Origin of the sequence: Paenibacillus sp. OK003 (assembly GCF_900109515.1) — a bacterium.
Lineage (GTDB): Bacteria > Bacillota > Bacilli > Paenibacillales > Paenibacillaceae > Paenibacillus > Paenibacillus marchantiae.
In genome coordinates this window covers 240,377-259,108 of the sequence record NZ_FOBD01000008.1, presented here as the reverse complement: position 1 = coordinate 259,108, position 18,732 = coordinate 240,377, and the positions used below count along the sequence as shown (strand labels likewise).

The window sequence follows — 18,732 nt, the reverse complement described above, 5'->3', positions numbered from 1 at the left end:
ACGATGATATCCGAGGTGATCAAACAGTGAGTGAAAACATTATTCAAACCGCTAACTTATGGAAAACATACCGGGACCGTGCGGCGGTCCGTGAACTTGATCTGCATATTAAAAAGGGAGACATCTATGGCTTCCTTGGTCCCAACGGCGCTGGTAAAACAACAACCATTCGTATGCTTCTTGGCTTAATCAAGCCAACCAAAGGTGTCATCCGTATATTCGATAAGGATATTCGCAAGGACCGCATGGACATTCTGCGACGTGTAGGGTCATTGGTTGAGTATCCTTCATACTATGGTCATCTGAACGCGGTGGAGAATCTGGAAACCTTGCGCCGGATTTTGAATGTACCCAAATCGAGGATTGCCGAAGTGCTTTCCATCGTGGATCTGACCCGGGATGCCAAACGTTCCGTAAAAGGTTACTCGCTTGGAATGAAACAGCGTCTGGGGATTGCAAGTGCCTTGTTGGGTCAGCCGGAGCTGCTGATTTTGGACGAGCCGACGAACGGTCTTGATCCAGCGGGCATCCAGGAGATCCGGGAATTAATCAAACGCATGCCCCTGGAACACGGCATTACCGTCCTGGTATCCAGCCATTTGCTGAGTGAAGTGGAACAGATGGCGAGCCGGGTTGGCATTATCCGTGAGGGGAAAATGGTCCTTCAAGATACGATCGCCAATCTGCATAGCCAGACGGGCAGCTCCATTCGACTGACCGTTTCCGAGCCGGAAGAAGCGATGAAGCTGGCTAGAGAGCAGGGACAATTCGGTCAACGTGAAGGAGCTGCGCTCACGTTCCCGTATATGGATAATAGCGCGATTGCATTGCTGGTTCGTCGATTGGTTGAGCAGGACCACGCGGTCTATCGTGTGGAAGAGCACCGTCAATCCCTGGAAGACTTGTTCATGCGGGTCATCGGTGAGGGGGCAACGGTATGACGGGCCGTGCGTTATCGTCCGACTGGCTCAAAATTCGTGGCAAAGGCATCTGGTTTCTCGTTTTTCTGGCACCCATTGGACTGACGGCGATGCAGGCTCTGAACTTCGGGCTTCGTTTGGGCTATCTGAAAGAACAGTATGGGAATCATCTGTGGGAGGGTTTGCTGGACAATGTGGTTGTTTTTGTACCGCTTGCCTTGATGCTGGGGGCGACGATTCTCAGTTCGATGATCGCAAATGTTGAACATGAACAGGGATCATGGAAGCAGCTGCTGGCGATGCCGATCACGAGACCTGCGGTGTATCTGGCCAAATTTCTACTCGCTTGTATGCTGCTCATCATCTCCTGTTTGTTATTAACCGCGGGAACTATTGGTCTGGGACTGCTGCTTGGGTTCGACGCGGGTGAGATTCCCTGGACGCATGCAATCAAGCTGGGTTTACTGCCACTGGCTGGCGCACTTCCGGTGTTATCGCTGGAGCTATGGCTGACGATGGTAAGCAAAAATCAGGCTCTTCCCGTTACACTTGGCATTGTACTCGCCGTAACGGGAATGTTCGCACTAAGTATCTCACCGTACTTTCCACTCGCGTGGGCACAGATGGCTTGGCTCAGCCCAAAACCATTTGTGTACGCCGGTATGGGTGTAGGGGCGGGTCTCCTGATCATGTTGCTGGGTATGGTGCATTTTAGCCGGAAGGATGTGGCCTAAGATGAATTTTGCAACAACCTATTTCCGAATCCTGTCCTCTGAGCGACTCAAAATGGGCAAATCACCTATCTGGCTTCTGATTCTGCTGAGTCCGTTAATCGCACTGGTTATTGGGCTGCTGTCCACACCATCAGGTCAATGGAATGTGCTTATGGGTTCAATGGTCTTTCTGCACGGTTTGTTATTACTGCCCATCCTGACTGGCGTATTTACCTCTTTCGTCTGTCGATTCGAGCATGCGGGGGGAGGCTGGAAGCAAATGCTGGTGCTGCCGCTTACCCGTACGGGCGTGTATGCAGGCAAACTGACCATCGTGATTTTGCTTCTGGCGGGTACACAATTACTGTTATTGGGTGCCATCCTGCTGACGGGTACGATCCAGGGCATGACGGACCCCATCCCATGGGGATTCCTTACAGGTAAGCTGCTGCTGGGGCTATTCGCTTGTGTGCCACTCGCTGCTCTCCAAATGTTCGTTTCCTTGGTATGGAGCAGCTTTGCCGCACCGCTGGCATTGAATTTTGCGTTAACCGTACCCAACATTCTGATCGTGAACTCGGCCACCTATGGTCCATATTACCCTTGGGCGCAGCCGATGATTCTAATGACACCGTTTGAAGGTGGAGGTTTCGGAGCTTATAATGTTCCGCTGGGTACGATGCTGGCGGTTGTCGGGGGCAGTGCAGTTCTTTTCATTTTAATTGGCGTTTTATATTTTAGAAAAAAAGAAATTTAATCTTAGAAACTATTCATTAGTTGTGTAATAAATTCCTTTTAAGCAAAGATAGACCTCGGTTATTGACGGACTATGTCGCTTAAAGGGGATTTTTTTGTCGTTTTTACATGGTTATGGTGAAGAGATTTTAGGCAAATTCGAACTGGAATCTGGTAAAATAAAAAAAGCTGTTTCTAGGAGGGCTTACATGGTTATTCGAGGGTAGGCCCATTTCGCCGAAAATTATATTTTTGGGTTGTTAGATGAAGATATAGGCTAAGAAAAGAGGGGTAAGCCTTGGATATTAATAAAACGGAAACCCTAAAGCGCATTATTTCTGAGGGAAGTTCTTACCAATCCTTGTTTTTTAATCACCCAGATGCCATATATGTGATGGACATCCATGGAAATTATATTGATGCCAATCCCTCAATTGAGAGGATTTCAGGGTATACATTTGAAGAACTCCGTCGGTTGAATCGAGATGCGATCTGCCCTCCTGAGAGCGAGGAGTTACGAGGAGAATACATTAGTGAGGTACTGGCTGGCCATTCAGTCAGTAAGCCGATCACGTTTTATCATAGAGACGGTTCCCTGAAACAGGCCAAGATTACCTATGTGCCCATAACGGAGAAAGAAGAGATTGTGGGGATATACGGTATTGCCAGGGATGTAACCGAGATCGTGGAAGTGGAACGTAAATTGCATGAAACGCAGGAGAAATATCAGATGTTGGCGGACCATGCTCAGGACCTCATTACAACGAGTTCGATGGACGGGAAGCTGCTCTATGTTTCTCCTTCCGTCTATTCGTTGCTGGGCTATCGTCCGGAAGAGGTGACAGGAAAGTCCTTGAAGGATTACTGTTACCCTGGGGATTATCCTGAACTTCTGGAAATGTCGTCGAGTGGGAATGGCTGCAAGATGCGAGTGCTTCATAAGAAGGGGCACTATATCTGGATGGAAACGCTGGCGAAGCCTGTGGCTGACGAAGAAGGCAAGAGTACTCAGATTGTCAGTGTCAGCCGGGATATTACCCAGCATAAAAATGCAGAAAGACGCCTTAGAGAAAGTCGTCAACGGTACAAATCTCTCTTCGAACATAATCCGGCAGCGGTATACTCACTGAATCTTGAAGGCAAATATACGGCAGTGAACCGCAATCTGGTCAAAATGCTGGATGTGCCTCGAAGCAAATTGATTGGGCAGTCCTTTCTTTCGCATCTGGATAAAAGTGAAGTACACAGCGGGCAGGCATACTTCGAACTGGTGAAGCAGGGTAAACCCCAACATTATGAAACTCGGATCGTGAATTCCAGTGGCAGGAAGGTTGATGTGTCTATCATTAATGTTCCCATTATTGTGGACCAGGAACTCGTGGGGGTGTATGGGATCCTGTCTGATATTACGGAGCGTAAGGATTATACGGAGCAGATTCAGGAGCTTAGCAAACAGCACGCCTTGATTCTTAACTCGGTTACAGAGGGCATCTATGGATTAGACGCAGATGGCATCACCAGGTTTATGAATCCAGCTGCTGCTTCCATGTTTGGCTACGAAGCGGAAGAGTTTGTTGGTAAAAACTCTCATCCCATCATCCATCATTCACGTGCAGACGGCAGTTATTTTCCCGAAAATGAATGTCCTATTCATATGACGGTGATGGACGGGCAGTGTCGCACGGTGAAGGAAGATGTGTTCTGGCGCAAAGATGGAACCAGCTTTCTGGTAGAATACCAGGTTACACCGATTATTGATGAAGGTCAGATTCGTGGAGCCGTTATCGTGTTCAATGATGTGACGGGTGATCGCGAAATTGTGCGCGCCAAGGAAACCGCTGAACTCGCGGCACAGGCCAAGTCGGAATTCCTGTCCATGGTCAGTCATGAAATTCGCACACCAATGAACGGAATCGTGGGGATGACTGAATTGCTGATCGGCACGGATTTGTCGGAGGAACAGCGAGAATACGCCGAGATCATCCGTGAGAGCGGTGATGCACTGTTAAATATTCTGAATGATATCCTTGATTTCAGTAAATTGGAATCCGGTAAAATGGCTCTGGCCTACGAACCGTTCTCGCTGCGCATCATGTTGGAACAGGTCGCGGAGCTTTTCTCCCCTAGAGCGGAAGAGAAACAGTTGAAGATCCGGTATCGGCTCAATCCCGATATCCCTGAGTTTATGGTGGGGGATGTGATGCGTATTCGACAAATCCTCGTCAATCTGGTGAGCAATGCCTTGAAGTTTACGGATCAGGGGGGCATTGATGTCACGGTAGATATTATTCGTGGCAATCGACCGGAAGCGAGTGTGCTGGACTTTGCGGTGAAGGATACGGGGATCGGTATTCCAGAAGATAAGCTGGATCAGTTGTTCCAGTCGTTCTCTCAACTGCATCCTGTGATTAACCGCAAATACGGCGGGACAGGTCTTGGATTAGTCATCTCGAAGCGGCTCGTGGAGATTATGGGGGGCAGTATCAGTGTGGAGAGTGAAGAAGGAAAGGGATCAACCTTCCGGTTCGCTGTGCCTGCCACAAGTGTAGATGCGACTGCAGAGGCAGAGCAATCTGCACGTCAATTCAGCCATGATCGGACACGCCAGGGGGATAAGGTAGCGATACGTATTCTTGTTGCCGAGGATCACCCGGTAAACCGAAAGATTTTATCGGAGTATTTGGAGAAACTTGGTTACCAAGCAGATGTATGCACCAATGGGGTTGAAGCGATCGAAGCCATTTCGCAAAATGCTTATGATATTGTCCTGATGGATCTTCAGATGCCTGTTATGGATGGACTCAAGGCGACAGACCTTGTACACCGATTAATTCCGCAGGAGCGTATTCCTGCTATTATAGCGGTAACCGGAAATGCCAAACGTGAAGACAAGGAAGCTTGTTTGGAGATTGGGATGCGCGACTTCATCAGCAAACCAATCATGCTGAGTGAATTAAAGCGGGTATTGCAGCAATGGGGGCCAGCAGATGAACCCCAGCTTGCACCAAGCTGAAGACTCCAAGGTAGGTAAAAAAACAACCACAAAAACGCCAATGACGCTTCTGTATCAGGAGGTTATTGGCGTTTTTGTGGTTCTGAATATTTGGTTATGGACCATCCTTGAATGGCTGAACTGGTCAAACCAGGGTAAGACGATTGATGTTACCTGACAAAACTTCGCATGAACGCTCGAATTTCTCACGTTCAGATGCATCCAAATTCAATTCGATAATCTCCTGAATCCCATCCCCGCCAATAATGGCCGGAACACCTGCACAGACGTTGGTCTGTCCGTACTCTCCATCAAGGATTGCGGAGACAGCAATGATCTTATGTTCATCGTTGAGAATCGAACGGGTAATATGTGCGAGTGCGTTACCGATTCCGAATTGCGTCGAACCTTTACGAGTGAAAATTTCCCAACCGGCATCTTTCGTTTTGCGGGCGATATCTTCCAGGTCCAGATGTTTGAAGCGTTCCTTGTGCTGCTCCATAATGTGCATAATCGGTTTGCCTCCGATGGTGACATGCGACCATGCCACGAACTGGGATTCCCCATGCTCCCCGAGAGCATATCCGTGCACGCTGCGTGGATCGATGGAGAAGACCTCTGACAACAGCGTTTTGAGCCGGGATGAATCAATAGACGTACCTGTACCGATGACTCGTTCACGCGGAAGCCCGGACAGCTTCCATACCATATAAGTTACTATGTCAACCGGATTGGCCGCGACGACAAAAATCCCCCGGAATCCGCTATTCATGATAGGAACAACGATATCTTTGGCGATGGACTCCGCTTCCTCCAGAATATCCAGACGCGTCTGTCCTGGCTTCGGATTCCCTCCGGCAGTCAGGATAATGACGTCCATGCTGCCGCAATCTGCATAAGTACCAGCGTATACCTTCGTGCGGTTATGTGTGAAGTCCATGCAATGGGAAAAATCCAACGCCTGTGCAACCGCGCGATCATACGTCCGGTCAACCATCATAATCTCTCTGCATATCGATTGATTAATCATGGAATACGCACAACTTGAACCGACAAGTCCCGCCCCGATCACCGCTACTTTACCTGATTTGCCTAACACTGCCGTTCAGCCCCCATTTACATTTGATTTATCCGTTCTTAATGAGACATATGTTAAGTATAGTCCTTTATTTTATGTTAATAACAATTTCTACGTTACATAAGATAACACATGAAAAAGCAGTGCAGCAATGATTTCCTCTGTCGCGGGAGCGTATTGGAGTGACGGAGTTAACAAAATTGACATGATTGATTTTTCTTCATAAAAAGTGACGGCGTTTGCACTAACGAATTTCGACATGACAGCATTCATGTTCATTGTCGGATGAAGGGTTATTTTTACGAATGAGGCAACTGACAAAAGTTCTTATGAATCCTCAGAAACAGAAGAAAAGCGTCAAAGGGATCTGCAAAGAGATTGACGAATACATACGGACAAGCAAATGAAACATGCGTACTTGATCCATGAGACAGGTTGACCCGATCCGATGACAGTTCCAGAAGGGAACGCTGAAGCCACTACCTTGTATCAAAAAGACTTCATTCCGGGAGGGAATAATAATGATTGAAGAAGCAGGAGCAACGACGGAAACGGCCAAGAGCCTGGGCATTGGTGCCAGTACTCTTCGTAAATATGCGGCAGCGCTTGAGGAACAGGGGTACCGATTCGAGCGTTCCGCCAACAAATCGAGATTGTTCAAGTCGGATGATATCGAGTGCATTGAACGGCTGATGACCGAACTTAGGGAACATAACCTGCCACTTGCAGATGCTGTGGTGACTGTACTGTCCCCAGGCGTGCCTGTAATGGCAATGGAAAGTTCTTCGATGGCAGAATGTGCGGCAACCGTTATGCCTGCGATATTCCCAGAGGAGCCTGAACCAAAGCCAACGGGTACCCTAAGAGCCTATGAAGGCCTTGGGCAACTGGTAAGTGAAGTGACTCACGGCGCTGTAGAGCAGCAGGATGATCGCGTACAGCTCCTGCAACAACGAGTTGACGAGTTGGAGTTAACGCTGCAACATCTGGCCGATAGCCATCTTGCTCTCCAGGAGCAGATGGAGAAGCAGCGCCTGTGGATGAATGAGAAGCTCGAAGAGGAGCGGGACCGTGAACTGGTCACCAATCTGCGCAGCTTCCAGGGAAGAAAACGCAAACCCAAAGGAATGTCGCTCCGAATGTTGTTCGGGCTGCTGCCCAAAAAGCACAAAGAAGCCTGAATATCTGGCCCATGCTCGTCGTGATTTTACACAGGCAGCTTGATATAATGAGCGCATACAACAACAAGACTGGCTGCTGATCTGTTCTGCTTAAACGGAGAACAGGAGATCAGATGGCTGGCGTGGGAGGACCTGTGGAGCTGCGACGAAGCTGGCAAAAACTGCTCGGCCTATGGACTGATCGTCCTCGGCGGAAAGGTACGAAGATCGCCGGGCGTTATACAATATATGACTTGCTCGGCATGGGAAGTTATGGACTGACATATCTGTGTACCGATGAACAGACTGGCATGGATGTGGCGTTAAAAGAATCCAAACCCAGCAAGGGTAAACTGGCTGTACGGTTGCTGGACAGAGAGGCGAATGTGATGAACCGGATGGATCATCCGGCGATCCCTGAGTTGCTGGATGTGTTCACATACCGGGCGCGCAGTTACATTGTTACCGAGTATATCCTTGGGGAGACACTGGAACAGTGCATATTCGATCAAGGCCGCCAATATACGGAACAGCAGTGTCTGGAGCTGGTAAAGCAACTGCTGTCTCCTATTATGCATGTTCATGAGCAGGGATATATTCATGGGGATGTTCGTATTCCAAATGTCATTTTACGTGAGGGGCAGGTGCATTTGATTGATTTTGGCCTGGCGCGGCGCATGGGGGAGCCGTTGTTGCCTGAGCTGAAACGCCGGATGCGTGAATTGCCCGAGCCGGAAGATGAGCTGGCTGCACCTGACCAGGATTTGCAGGATCTCGGTCATTTTCTTTTGTTCATGCTGTATTCCGCTTACGAGCCGGAAAAGGGCCGCAAACCGGCCAGCTGGCAGGAAGAACTCAAGCTTGCGCCGGAAGTTCGCGATATGCTGGAACGACTGCTTGGACTTCGTCCAGGCTATGAAGGCGATGGGCTGGAATTACAGGCGGATATTGACCGTGTGCTGATAAAGTTGCGATGAAGAAATAAATAAGGGTTGTTTTGCTAACCGTGAAGACGGCTGGCAGAACAACCCTTTTAATACATATACGATGATTTAGCGCCAGTCTAGCTGGAGCTGTATTTTCTGCTTTTATAATAACCGGAGCCGTGACGGCTATCCCGACGCTTCGCATCCGAAGATGAATAGCGTTGGTAGGTACGCTTGCCAGAGGAACTGCTGTAACGTTTATATGAACGTCGATCTGATGAGCTGCGCCTACGGTGAGATGAAGATTTAGAATCCAGAAGTTTGCCTATAATCTTTTTGAACATGAACGTTCATCCTTTCGACTTCAGCCGTTTTAAGCATATACGGAGCTTCAATTGGACGGGTTTCGGATTTTTTTTAGGAGGATTAAATTCATTGCACAGGGGCTGGGCGTATAATAGGATGTTGGGATTACACGGAATTTTTTATTTTGAGCATTTCGCGTTACAATAGAAGACAGGATGAGATTTTAACGGACAGGAGTAGTTGTAATGATTACGTTGAAGACTAAAGAACAAATCGAACTTATGAAGAAGGCCGGAGAAATTCTTGCCGCATGCCATAGAGAAATCGCAGGAATGATCCGTCCAGGGATCACGACACAGGAAATTGATCAGTTTGCAGAAGCTTTTATCAAGAAAAATGGCGCTACGCCGGAACAAAAGGGATACAACGGATACCAATATGCGACATGTGCGTCGGTTAATGATGTGATCTGTCATGGATTTCCGGGAAAATATGTACTCCAGGATGGAGACATCGTTACGATTGATATGGTCGTGAATCTGAACGGCTGGCTCGCCGACTCCGCGTGGTCGTATGCGGTGGGGCAGGTGACTCCAGAAGCACAGCATCTGTTGGACGTCACCAAAACATCCCTTTATAAAGGGATTGAACTGGCTGTAATTGGCAACCGAATCGGTGATATCTCCCATGCGATTCAGACATATGCGGAAGGTGAAGGTCTATCGGTTGTTCGTGAATTTATCGGTCACGGAATCGGCGAGAAGATGCATGAGGAACCACAGGTGCCTCACTACGGCCCACCACACCGTGGTCCACGTCTTAAGGAAGGCATGGTTATTACGATTGAGCCGATGCTCAACATTGGTACGTACCGTAGCAAGCTGGACTCGGATGGTTGGACAGCACGTACTCAGGATGGAAGTCTGTCTGCCCAATATGAGCATACGATTGCCATTACAGCAGATGGTCCTGTCATTCTGACTGCTCAATAATGGCTCCCAATGTCTCAAATGTGATGATATTTGCATATTTCAAGGCGGCCCACGTTTGTGATCCGCCTGTTTCGGTTTAAACTACTTAGAGGCGATACACATAGAGCCGGTGGTGAATGATATCAGCTGACAGAGGGTTGACCCCTGTCCACTGGCAAGAAGGAGGTCATTTTGGTGTCTGAAAATAAACAGATTGTACTTGCGTCTCGTCCCGAAGGTGCCCCATCCAGAGCAGACTTTAAATTCATTGATGCACCGCTTCCAGAACCGGATGCAGGACAAGTCCTGGTACGTACGCTATATTTGTCTGTAGATCCATACATGCGGGGCCGCATGAAAGATACGAAATCCTATGCTCCCCCCTATGCGTTGAATGAAGTGATCAAGGGCGGAACGATTGGGCAGGTGGTGGAGTCTTCGGAACCTAATCTGCGCAAAGGGGATTTGGTTTCCGGCATGTGGGGCTGGCAGCAGTATGCAGCCGTAAATACGGGAGATATTTCCTTGATCGATACAGAAGAAGCTCCAATTACGGCTTACCTGGGTGCGCTGGGCATGACCGGTTTGACCGCTTATTTTGGCATGGAAGATATCGGTAAGCCGAAGGACGGCGAAACGGTGGTCGTATCGGGAGCAGCCGGAGCGGTGGGCATGATCGCGGGCCAGATCGCCAAGATTGTAGGTGCGCGTGTAGTCGGGATTGCAGGTTCTGACGAGAAATGTGCTTACCTGAAAGAACAACTGGGATTCGACGTGGTGTTGAACTATAAGCACGAAGAGGATATGTCTGCTGCCATTGAACGGGCTTGCCCGGCTGGCGTAGACGTTTATTTCGACAATGTTGGCGGTGAAATCTCCGATGCTGTACTGCGTCATATTAATCGGAATGCACGTATTCCGCTCTGTGGACAGATTTCGTCATATAATCTGGAGAAACCGGACATCGGCATGCGCCCGCAGACGTTACTGTTAACCAATACAGCGTTGATGAAAGGCTTTCTGGTGGGTGACTATGCCAAATCCTTTAAGGAAGGCCGGGCCAAATTGGCAAAATGGATCAAGGAAGGCCATATTCAGTTTGAAGAAAACATTGTGGAAGGTTTTGACCGGACGCCGGAAGCATTTATGGGCCTTTTCTCTGGAGATAACCTGGGCAAACAGCTAGTAAAGGTTGCGGACCCTGAATAGATATAGAATCCCTTGAACATATGCCAGAACAGGAAAAGACACGTTCCGCACGGTGAGGTGCACAGAACGTGTCTTTTTAGTTGTTAGGAAGTTGCGATGATGCTAAGATTCCGCAGCAACAACTTCATTATAGTGCTTGTACATATATACCCGCCAGCGCACGATCATGCCGAAGGCCAGAAGGAAGAACAAGCCACCCGTTTGAGGAATGCTCACATAACGCTGAATAACTTCATGCAGGATTAAACGTATAGCCAGCAATCCAAGCAGAATAAACGCGAAGCTTCGTGAACGTGTGGCAAAGATTTCACCGTTAACTCGTTCAAAGCGAGTACTGCGAATGAGGGGATACGAGAATATAAACCAGCCCACCAACAGCGCGATAAGTGCCCATAGAAGCGGGACATGTGTCTGGGGTACAACAAACATGAGAAAACCCGTGCTCATTCCCAACGGGGGAATAAGTATTTTGCGAATGGTAACCGGACGATGGCTGGCTTTCATTCGAATGAAAATGGCAAGCAGGGCCATGACAAGCATACCCAGAGTTGCACCGATCTGAAGGTAAGACGGACTGATTTGAGCCACGTAAAACTCCCTCTTTCTGGAATAATATGTTATCTGGACATCCGGAACATGATGCGGAATGCCGGAATTTTCTGTTTCTATTATATCACAAACGAAGAAAGCCGATAGAATGCTTAGTGTATCATTTACCCGGATTGTATATGCAGGGTTCATTTGAAAAATTTGTATTATTGTACCCACTGTGAGGCGGTTTATTCGAATAAGGGGAATTCAGGAAATGAACGAACATTTAGGGTCATAAAAATCGGCGATTACAAGACAGATAACCAAGTGGGTCATATAGAGCTTGTCATGCGAGTGCACAAACATATGAAACAGATGAAAGAGCGTGGACGTATTATATACATTCCCGATCCGATCTATGGGTGGATGGGCTACAGGAGGAAGGACAGTAAGAACGGAAAGGAGTAATATGCCGATCATAGGAATACCTTGGAACAGAGCAAGGAGGAATACGCTTCATGAATAGAAATCACAGGCCACTCACGGTATGGACTTTGGCTTGCCTGACCGTGGTATCAGTGGTCCTGGTTATCCCCTGGATTTTGTGGCAATCACAGGCACCGACACAGCTTAACATCATGATTGTCGACAAAAGTAAACCGGACTTGTCCTATGTGGGGCATAAGGGACTGGTATGGATTCTGAATCAGCAGAAGATTGTCCAACAGACAGGGGAACATTATACGTATGAAGAAGACTACTACGGATATGATATACAGGACGGGATCTCCCGTATTGAGCGGAAATTGCCGGATGAGGTGACAGACACGGACCTGATCTATCTGACGGCGAATCATCATCTTTCATCTACAGATACGAATGAACGTAAACAAGGCAACATCTACGAAGGTCTTACGATATATGATGCGCACAAAATTCGTGAAGCCGCAACCAAAGGTGTAACGATTGTCGCTGAATTTAGCGCCTTGTCAAATGCTGTTTCGAACATGACCAGAGAGCAACTGTATCCGATTCTGGGCATGAAAAGCAGCGGGTGGCAGGGGAGAACGGTATCGGATCTGCAGAGCTGGGATGAAGTGCCGCAGAGGGTAAGAATGAACTACGAGCGTAGGGAGAAAAAGGAGTGGCCCTATCATGGAGCAGGCATTGTACTGTTTCATGAGGATGGACGGGTGATTGTACTGAAGCAAGGCCAGGATGTAAAGACCGGTGACATAAAGCTCGCCTTCACACAGGAAGGCGGGGAATGGAGTGGAATTACCCGGGATATCCATTACAGCGAATGGTTCGACATCATTGTGCCTGAAAAAGAGGCTACGGTACTGGCCTGGTATAAGACGGATCTAACGGAGAATGGTCAGCAGAAACTGATGGACGCAGGTATTCCGGCGGAATTCGCTGCTCTTATCCGGTATGAGGGCTATAATCGGACGTATTATATGGCAGGATCCTTCGGAGAGCTGGAGCATTATTCGTTCTGGCGCCGTATCAAGGGATGGGATGTGGTAAAAACGAAGCTCACACCGGATCAAAAGGGCGTTCCGGATCGGTTTTACTGGAAGGTATACGTACCCGTGATGAAGAAGATTTTGCAGGAAGTGCAGACAGGGCAAGCACCCTGGCAATAGAAAAACCGTTCCTTCGGTAGCGGGACGGTAGATACATAAGGAGGGCTGCAGATGATCTGCAGCCCTCCTACATTTGGCATCGAGATATATCAGGCTTTATGAAGTTGTCGCAACCCATTCAGGAAAGCAGTCACGGTCAGCTGTAGGCTCTCATTCGGGTCAAAATTCATGCCGAAGCCACCTTTTTCACCGATGGAGGCGAAGCCGTGGCAAAGACTGCGTAAACCGCGAACGGCATGGAGCGCTTCCGCTTCACTTAGCGTATAGGTCTGCAACAGGCGGAGTAGCAGATCCAGGGCAGCTGAACTCTCCATAACGAGCTGCGCTTCCTGACGGTCGGGGGCGTGGAAGAAGGCTTCGTATAGCCCTGGATGCTTGCGGACGAAGCCGATATATGCGGCAGCGACCTCCTGAATGGCTTCGTCACCCGAACGGCCGACAGAAGCCTCAGTTAATGCATGCCTGAGCTGCTGTGCGGACATCAACGCCAATTCCTGGCGAAGCCCCGGAAGACCGTTGATGTGGTTGTAGAGCGACGGAGAGCGCACATCCAGCCGCTGGGCCAGAGCGGCCAATGTTAGCGAATGGAATCCGTCGCTGTCGGCAAGCTGGGTGGCGGCGCTTAACAGAGCGCCGCGATCCAGCCCTTGGCGGGGGCTCACAGATGCCCCCCGGCAGGGCGCAGCCGCTGCTCTGCGTCTGCCGTAGCTGCGCGCATGGCCGCGGCGGGCTGACGCAGCATTCGTCCGTGCCCTACAGCGAGCACGGACGGCTCCAGCTCAGCCAGGCGTTTGGCGCTGGCAAGAGCCAGTTCTCGGTTCCACGTCGCCAGCGAGGGGAACGGAAAGAGCGGGCGCAGGCGGCCGGATACGGCGAGGCCGCCGTGCAGCTGATACGCGTCGCCAGCGATAAGCATGCGGCTGCGCGTATCCATGAAGGCCATATGGCCCGGCGTATGGCCTGGAGTGGCAATGGCGACCAGGGAGCCAATATGGTCGCCGTCATCAAGCAAGCGGTCCGGCCGGGTGCGGATCGCTTTGGGGACACTGCCGCGTACCGGAGTCTGCGGCTCGCCGGGAAGCAGGGAAGGGTCTCCGGCCAGCAGCGGGGCATCTCTTCTGGAGATGCAGACCTCGGCTTTAGGCAGCGCATCCTTCAGACCATCCAGTGCACCAACATGGTCGCCATGGGCGTGAGTCAGAATAATTCTGGTAATCGGTTTGCCCAGAGATTGTGCAGTAGCCAGAATCCCCTTGAGACTGAATGGCATTCCGGCATCAATAAGGGTAAGCCCCTCTTTTTCTTCAACAAGATATACGTTCACAGGGAAGAGGCGTGGAAGGAATGAAACTTGGACAACATCATGCTCACGTGTAATTCGCATCATTGGAATCCTCCTTAAAACTAATGTTGTTAGTAATATAACTAATATCATTAGTTTTTGCAATACCCCCTGTTGAACTGCTTAAAAAATAGGATATTTCAAAATCCCCAAACACTTTACAAAAAAAGCGTTTTCAAAATAGGAATAACCGATTATAATAATCTCGTAAGCCCTTTCATATGTCTATCTTATTGGAGCCTTTCGCGAAGCGATCGGCTCACTTTTTTTGTTCTGTTCCATTAAAACACGGATGGAACTCAACCTTTTTACTAAGCCTATGAAGGGCCTATATATACTGGTATGACAGGGGGAATCAGGTTTTCCAACCACCCGATGGAGAGTGTTGACAAACATAACTGTTATTCCTATAATAACAGTTATACTTACCTTGGATTGCATTTTTATCGGTGAACGATATGCCGGGAAGGGAGTAAGTAATGAACAGTGAATTTACCATTGCTGTACACTGTCTGGTCTTTCTGTCCATGAAGGAGGAGTGTATGGCCAATAGTGAAGACTTGTCTCAAAGTGTGGGTACGCATCCTGCCAGAGTGCGCAAGGTGCTTAGTGTGCTGCGGAAGCATGGATACCTGACCACCAAGGAAGGTGCCCACGGTGGATATCTGCTCAGCCGTCCGAGTGATGAAATCAAGCTTGGAGAACTTTATAGATTGGTAGCAGGTGGATCACTTGGTCCCAGCTGGTGTTCGGGAGAATCCGGTTCAACGTGCGTTGTTTCTTCCAATATGCAGGATGTGATGGGAAGTATCTACGATGGAGGCGAAGAAGCACTAAGCGCTTATTTTGACCGTATATCCATTGAGGATGTGAAGCATCGTATCGGTAATGGGGAAGAATGTTCCTTGGCTATGGAACCCTTGTCCATGAAGGATAGGTCATGACAGATTTGATCGTTAACAGCTCTTCATGACCTGGCCTTGGACTGCTGCTGTCAGGCATGGTGGACAGCCTATATAAGGGCGTTTGCTCCGGTTGTAAGATCCGTTGGTGTTTCAGGCGATTCCGGGCATAACGTGAACACAGATGGAAGCGATCGTCTGCGCTGATGTTATTTTCGGAAGGTGGGTACTCGGTAGAGTTTGGCCTTGCGAACGTAAATAAATTAAAAAGAACTTGGGGAGTGGAACGCATGTCCAGCATTGAAAACAATGAAACACTTCGCGTGATTAACGAACGTCACGCTGTCAAAAAGTACGAAAGTGGTTTTGTTATGCCTGAAGCAGATCTGAACGCTATCCTGACTGCCGCTTCCGAAGCGCCGTCTTCATGGAACCTGCAGCACTGGAAATTCCTCGTGATCGAATCCGAAGCAGACAAAGCCAAATTGCTGCCCATCGCTTATGGCCAAAGTCAAATCACAGACAGCTCCGTTACGATCGCTGTACTCGGAGATTTGGAAGCAAACCGCAACGCCGTGATTTATGATCAGGCTGTTGAAGCAGGTGCGATCCCGGCTGAAGTTCGTGACGCATTGGTTGGACAGATCAACGGTGCTTACCAAAATCCGCAAATCGCTCGTGACGAAGCAATCCGCAATGCATCGTTTGCTTCACAGAACATTATGCTTGCTGCGCGTTCCCTGGGATATGATACTTGCCCAATGGGTGGTTACAACCCGCAACAATTGATCGAAACATTCAACATCCCTGCGCGTTATTTGCCAACGTTGTTGATCACTGTAGGTAAAGCTGCAGTTCCAGCTCGTCCGGCAGGTCGTTTCCCGCTGTCCGAAGTTGTTGTTAAAGGTTCTTTCTAAGACTGATTTTGGATCAGTTATCGCTATAGAGAGTAATATATATAACGTAAATAGCCGCATGTCCTCTCTGGAGGGAACATGCGGCCGTTTGGTGTTTAAAATGACTCTTGGGCATTATTTCTCTGGTGTTTCCGGGATTTTTGGTGCATTGAAGTCTTCCAGATACTCAATTGCGTTATACATCATAACCGCAGCTTCGGCGCGGGTAATCGTTTCCTTCGGATTGAAGTTGCCCTCTGCATCGAGCGTGTTAATCTTCAAGACAAGGGAGTGTTGAACTGCACCTTGAAATTCTGGCGTAAGCTCTTTTTCATCCGTGATATCTACAGGTTTGATGTTAATCATCGGCAGGCCGCCTTTGGCTTCAATGCCCTGCATCAAGAAAAGGGTATACTGTTCACGGGTCAACGCCTTGGAAGGATCGATATCGTTGGACATCTTAATGCCATTAAACTGGGCACGGACAAAAGCATCGCTGTACCATACGCCATCTTTTACGTTGGAGAAGTAGTCACTTGGCAGGGGTTGTTTGATAAAACGAATCGTGTCCAAATTCAGATGGAGACCATCTGCAATGAGCTGGATACCCTGAGCCGTGTTTAGTTCCTGTTCCGGTTTGAACAAGCTATCACTCACGCCTTTGATTAAACCATCCTGATGTAGGGATTCAATCTTGTCTGCCCCCACAATACCTTGAATATCAGTGAATTCCGCTTGAGCGGCGTGAATTGGACCAGCGCTCAGAGAAAGGGTAAGTAAAGCTCCGGCTGTTAATGCAGCCAATATATTTTTTTTCATATCAGATTCGCCTCACTTTTCCAGGGAGTATCCCTTTGTATAAAAGTTATTTGTCCCTATAGACGACCCTATTCCTCAAAAGGTTGCTGTAATTTTCCATTGTTTTTCTACAAGAAATTCTGTTGGAATATGTACAAAGTGAATGGACTATTGTAAGGCCTTATGCTTTGTATTATGGTGAGAAAAGATAACCACTGAAGCAAAATTCTATGATTTAGGTAAGTACATAACAGTGGAATCAACTATTCGGGTTACAACTTCTTATCATTGCATGTAATTAGAGTGTAAGGTTAATCATTTGAATCAATAAGGAGAGAATGAGACGATGGAACCGACAGCAACGAATGAAGCTTTTTTCTATACAGGTACTTATGCATCAGCAGAACAGCCGGGGATTTTTCTATGTGCGTTAAACAAGGAAACAGGCGAGTTGCGGATTGTAAATCATATGGATGGGGTGGATAATCCATCCTATCTGGCTTTATCTCCGGATGGGAATAGTCTGTACGTGGTAAGTGAGACAGATGAGGGAGAGGTGCTGGTCTATCGCAGGGATGCCGCAACGGGTGAGCTGCACCTGATGGATCGCAAGTTAACGAAGGGCGCTTCGCCTTGTTATGTGTCTGTCACGGAGGACGGCAAGTGGGTGCTGACTTCGAACTACAGCAGTGGTAGTGTGAACGTATTCCCGGTAGGAGATCAAGGCACGCTGGAAGAGATGAGTGCCCTGATTGAGCATACAGGAAGAGGGCAGAATGATGACCGTCAAGAAGGGCCACACGCCCACTCCATTCAACCAGACCCTTCGGGTCAGTATGCCGTTGTCTGTGATCTGGGTCTGGATCAGATTATTGTTTATCGTCAGGAAGAAGGTCGCCTGGTAACGCATCGTGAGACGAATCAGCCTCCAGGCTCCGGACCGAGACATCTCGTCTTCCACCCAAGCTCGAAATGGGCCTATGTGATTAATGAATTGAGTAACACCGTTACGGCGTTCATGTATGATCAGCGTCGAGGTGAGTTCACTACGTTGCAGCATATCACCACACTGCCTGAAGGACATTCTGGAGAAGGTACGGCAGCGGATATCCGTGTGTCCCCGTGTGGTCGTTTCCTCTATGCTTCCAACCGTGGGGACGACAGCATTGTGCTGTATCACATTGACCAGGAATCCGGTGAGCTGGAGGCCATAGAGTGGACTTCGACTATCGGTCAGACTCCGCGTAACTTCAGCCTGCTTCCCGGTGGTATTCTGCTGGTTGCCAATCAGGACAGCAACAACCTCGTTGCTTTTCAGATTAATGGTGAAGATGGACGTCTAACACACAACGGATTCAAGCTGGAGATACCCCGCCCAGTGTGTATTGCTCCGGTAGTATAAGGTGGGATGACACAACATTCTTTGTTACGTTCAGATTCCGATCGAGCGTGTGAGAAAGAAGTATCCAAGTCGAAAGATTCATCTTTCGGCTTTTTTCCTTTTTTTCATACATGAAATTACTAAGTTAGACCTATAGATGGAATTATATGTTTAATTTAAAATGAATATATTAAAGCGCTTACATGGATGTGAGATGGCGCTA

Annotated in this window: 19 protein-coding genes; 13 read left to right on the top strand and 6 right to left on the bottom strand. The window is 48.6% G+C overall.

Features of this window, described 5'->3' with window-relative positions; all coding sequences use genetic code 11:
• Nucleotides 1-26: 26 nt before the first annotated feature.
• The 5 genes from BMW94_RS14745 to BMW94_RS30205 all read left to right on the top strand — a co-directional run bounded on the left by BMW94_RS14745 (nucleotide 27) and on the right by BMW94_RS30205 (nucleotide 5,538).
• A complete protein-coding gene (locus BMW94_RS14745; RefSeq protein WP_090999475.1) occupies nucleotides 27-941 on the top strand; it encodes an ABC transporter ATP-binding protein in 915 nt (304 codons plus the stop codon).
• Nucleotides 938-1,654 carry an ABC transporter permease gene (locus BMW94_RS14740; RefSeq protein WP_090999473.1) on the top strand — a complete coding sequence of 239 codons (717 nt, stop codon included), beginning with the start codon at nucleotides 938-940 and terminating at the stop codon, nucleotides 1,652-1,654. Before BMW94_RS14745 ends, BMW94_RS14740 begins: the two co-directional genes overlap by 4 nt.
• Before the next feature lies 1 nt (nucleotide 1,655).
• Nucleotides 1,656-2,390 carry an ABC transporter permease gene (locus tag BMW94_RS14735; RefSeq protein ID WP_090999471.1) on the top strand — a complete coding sequence of 245 codons (735 nt, stop codon included), beginning with the start codon at nucleotides 1,656-1,658 and terminating at the stop codon, nucleotides 2,388-2,390.
• 276 nt (nucleotides 2,391-2,666) lie between these two features.
• Nucleotides 2,667-5,381 carry a PAS domain-containing hybrid sensor histidine kinase/response regulator gene (locus tag BMW94_RS14730; protein ID WP_090999469.1) on the top strand — a complete coding sequence of 905 codons (2,715 nt, stop codon included), beginning with the start codon at nucleotides 2,667-2,669 and terminating at the stop codon, nucleotides 5,379-5,381.
• Entirely contained in the window at nucleotides 5,356-5,538 is a 183-nt protein-coding gene (locus BMW94_RS30205; protein WP_139209343.1) for a hypothetical protein, read from the top strand. The genes BMW94_RS14730 and BMW94_RS30205 overlap by 26 nt, the downstream gene beginning before the upstream one ends.
• Here the strand turns inward: BMW94_RS30205 and BMW94_RS14725 are convergent.
• On the bottom strand, nucleotides 5,506-6,459 hold the full coding sequence (locus tag BMW94_RS14725) for an L-lactate dehydrogenase (protein ID WP_090999467.1): 954 nt from the start codon (nucleotides 6,457-6,459) through the stop codon (nucleotides 5,506-5,508). The genes BMW94_RS30205 and BMW94_RS14725 overlap by 33 nt on opposite strands.
• Before the next feature lie 500 nt (nucleotides 6,460-6,959).
• Between BMW94_RS14725 and BMW94_RS14720 the strand changes: the two genes are divergently transcribed.
• Together BMW94_RS14720 and BMW94_RS14715 are read left to right on the top strand one after the other, a co-directional pair.
• Nucleotides 6,960-7,619: a MerR family transcriptional regulator gene (locus BMW94_RS14720; RefSeq protein ID WP_090999465.1), complete on the top strand. Its 660-nt coding sequence runs from the start codon at nucleotides 6,960-6,962 to the stop codon at nucleotides 7,617-7,619.
• Nucleotides 7,620-7,732: 113 nt separating this feature from the next.
• Nucleotides 7,733-8,575 (top strand): serine/threonine protein kinase, encoded by an 843-nt coding sequence (locus tag BMW94_RS14715; RefSeq protein WP_090999463.1) that lies wholly within the window; start codon nucleotides 7,733-7,735, stop codon nucleotides 8,573-8,575.
• 86 nt (nucleotides 8,576-8,661) lie between these two features.
• Here the strand turns inward: BMW94_RS14715 and BMW94_RS14710 are convergent, their stop codons facing one another.
• Entirely contained in the window at nucleotides 8,662-8,868 is a 207-nt protein-coding gene (locus BMW94_RS14710; protein ID WP_090999461.1) for a hypothetical protein, read from the bottom strand.
• Between the two features lie 207 nt (nucleotides 8,869-9,075).
• Between BMW94_RS14710 and map the strand changes: the two genes are divergently transcribed.
• A complete protein-coding gene (map, locus tag BMW94_RS14705; RefSeq protein ID WP_090999459.1) occupies nucleotides 9,076-9,822 on the top strand; it encodes a type I methionyl aminopeptidase in 747 nt (248 codons plus the stop codon).
• 174 nt (nucleotides 9,823-9,996) lie between these two features.
• Complete coding sequence (locus tag BMW94_RS14700) at nucleotides 9,997-11,010, top strand: NADP-dependent oxidoreductase (RefSeq protein ID WP_090999457.1); 1,014 nt, start codon at nucleotides 9,997-9,999, stop codon at nucleotides 11,008-11,010.
• A gap of 102 nt (nucleotides 11,011-11,112) precedes the next feature.
• Here BMW94_RS14700 and BMW94_RS14695 read toward each other — a convergent pair whose 3' ends face one another.
• The gene (locus BMW94_RS14695) at nucleotides 11,113-11,598 is read right to left on the bottom strand and encodes a CcdC family protein (RefSeq protein ID WP_175480701.1); all 486 of its coding nucleotides are present in this window, start codon (nucleotides 11,596-11,598) and stop codon (nucleotides 11,113-11,115) included.
• A 461-nt stretch (nucleotides 11,599-12,059) separates the two neighbouring features.
• Here BMW94_RS14695 and BMW94_RS14685 point away from each other — a divergent pair, with 461 nt between their 5' ends.
• Complete coding sequence (locus BMW94_RS14685; RefSeq protein ID WP_090999455.1) at nucleotides 12,060-13,190, top strand: hypothetical protein; 1,131 nt, start codon at nucleotides 12,060-12,062, stop codon at nucleotides 13,188-13,190.
• Nucleotides 13,191-13,279: 89 nt separating this feature from the next.
• Here BMW94_RS14685 and BMW94_RS14680 read toward each other — a convergent pair whose 3' ends face one another.
• The gene (locus BMW94_RS14680; RefSeq protein WP_090999453.1) at nucleotides 13,280-13,852 is read right to left on the bottom strand and encodes a TetR/AcrR family transcriptional regulator; all 573 of its coding nucleotides are present in this window, start codon (nucleotides 13,850-13,852) and stop codon (nucleotides 13,280-13,282) included.
• Entirely contained in the window at nucleotides 13,849-14,574 is a 726-nt protein-coding gene (locus BMW94_RS14675) for an MBL fold metallo-hydrolase (RefSeq protein WP_175480712.1), read from the bottom strand. Before BMW94_RS14675 ends, BMW94_RS14680 begins: the two co-directional genes overlap by 4 nt.
• Before the next feature lie 437 nt (nucleotides 14,575-15,011).
• On the opposite strand from BMW94_RS14675, the gene BMW94_RS14670 reads away from it, so the two are divergent.
• Together BMW94_RS14670 and BMW94_RS14665 are read left to right on the top strand one after the other, a co-directional pair.
• Nucleotides 15,012-15,476, top strand: a complete 465-nt coding sequence (locus tag BMW94_RS14670; RefSeq protein WP_090999449.1) for an Rrf2 family transcriptional regulator — start codon at nucleotides 15,012-15,014, stop codon at nucleotides 15,474-15,476.
• Nucleotides 15,477-15,724: 248 nt separating this feature from the next.
• A complete protein-coding gene (locus tag BMW94_RS14665; protein WP_063566195.1) occupies nucleotides 15,725-16,351 on the top strand; it encodes a nitroreductase family protein in 627 nt (208 codons plus the stop codon).
• Between the two features lie 114 nt (nucleotides 16,352-16,465).
• Here BMW94_RS14665 and BMW94_RS14660 read toward each other — a convergent pair whose 3' ends face one another.
• A complete protein-coding gene (locus tag BMW94_RS14660; RefSeq protein ID WP_090999447.1) occupies nucleotides 16,466-17,149 on the bottom strand; it encodes an S-layer homology domain-containing protein in 684 nt (227 codons plus the stop codon).
• A 325-nt stretch (nucleotides 17,150-17,474) separates the two neighbouring features.
• On the opposite strand from BMW94_RS14660, the gene BMW94_RS14655 reads away from it, so the two are divergent.
• Entirely contained in the window at nucleotides 17,475-18,530 is a 1,056-nt protein-coding gene (locus tag BMW94_RS14655) for a lactonase family protein (protein ID WP_090999445.1), read from the top strand.
• Nucleotides 18,531-18,732 lie beyond the last annotated feature (202 nt).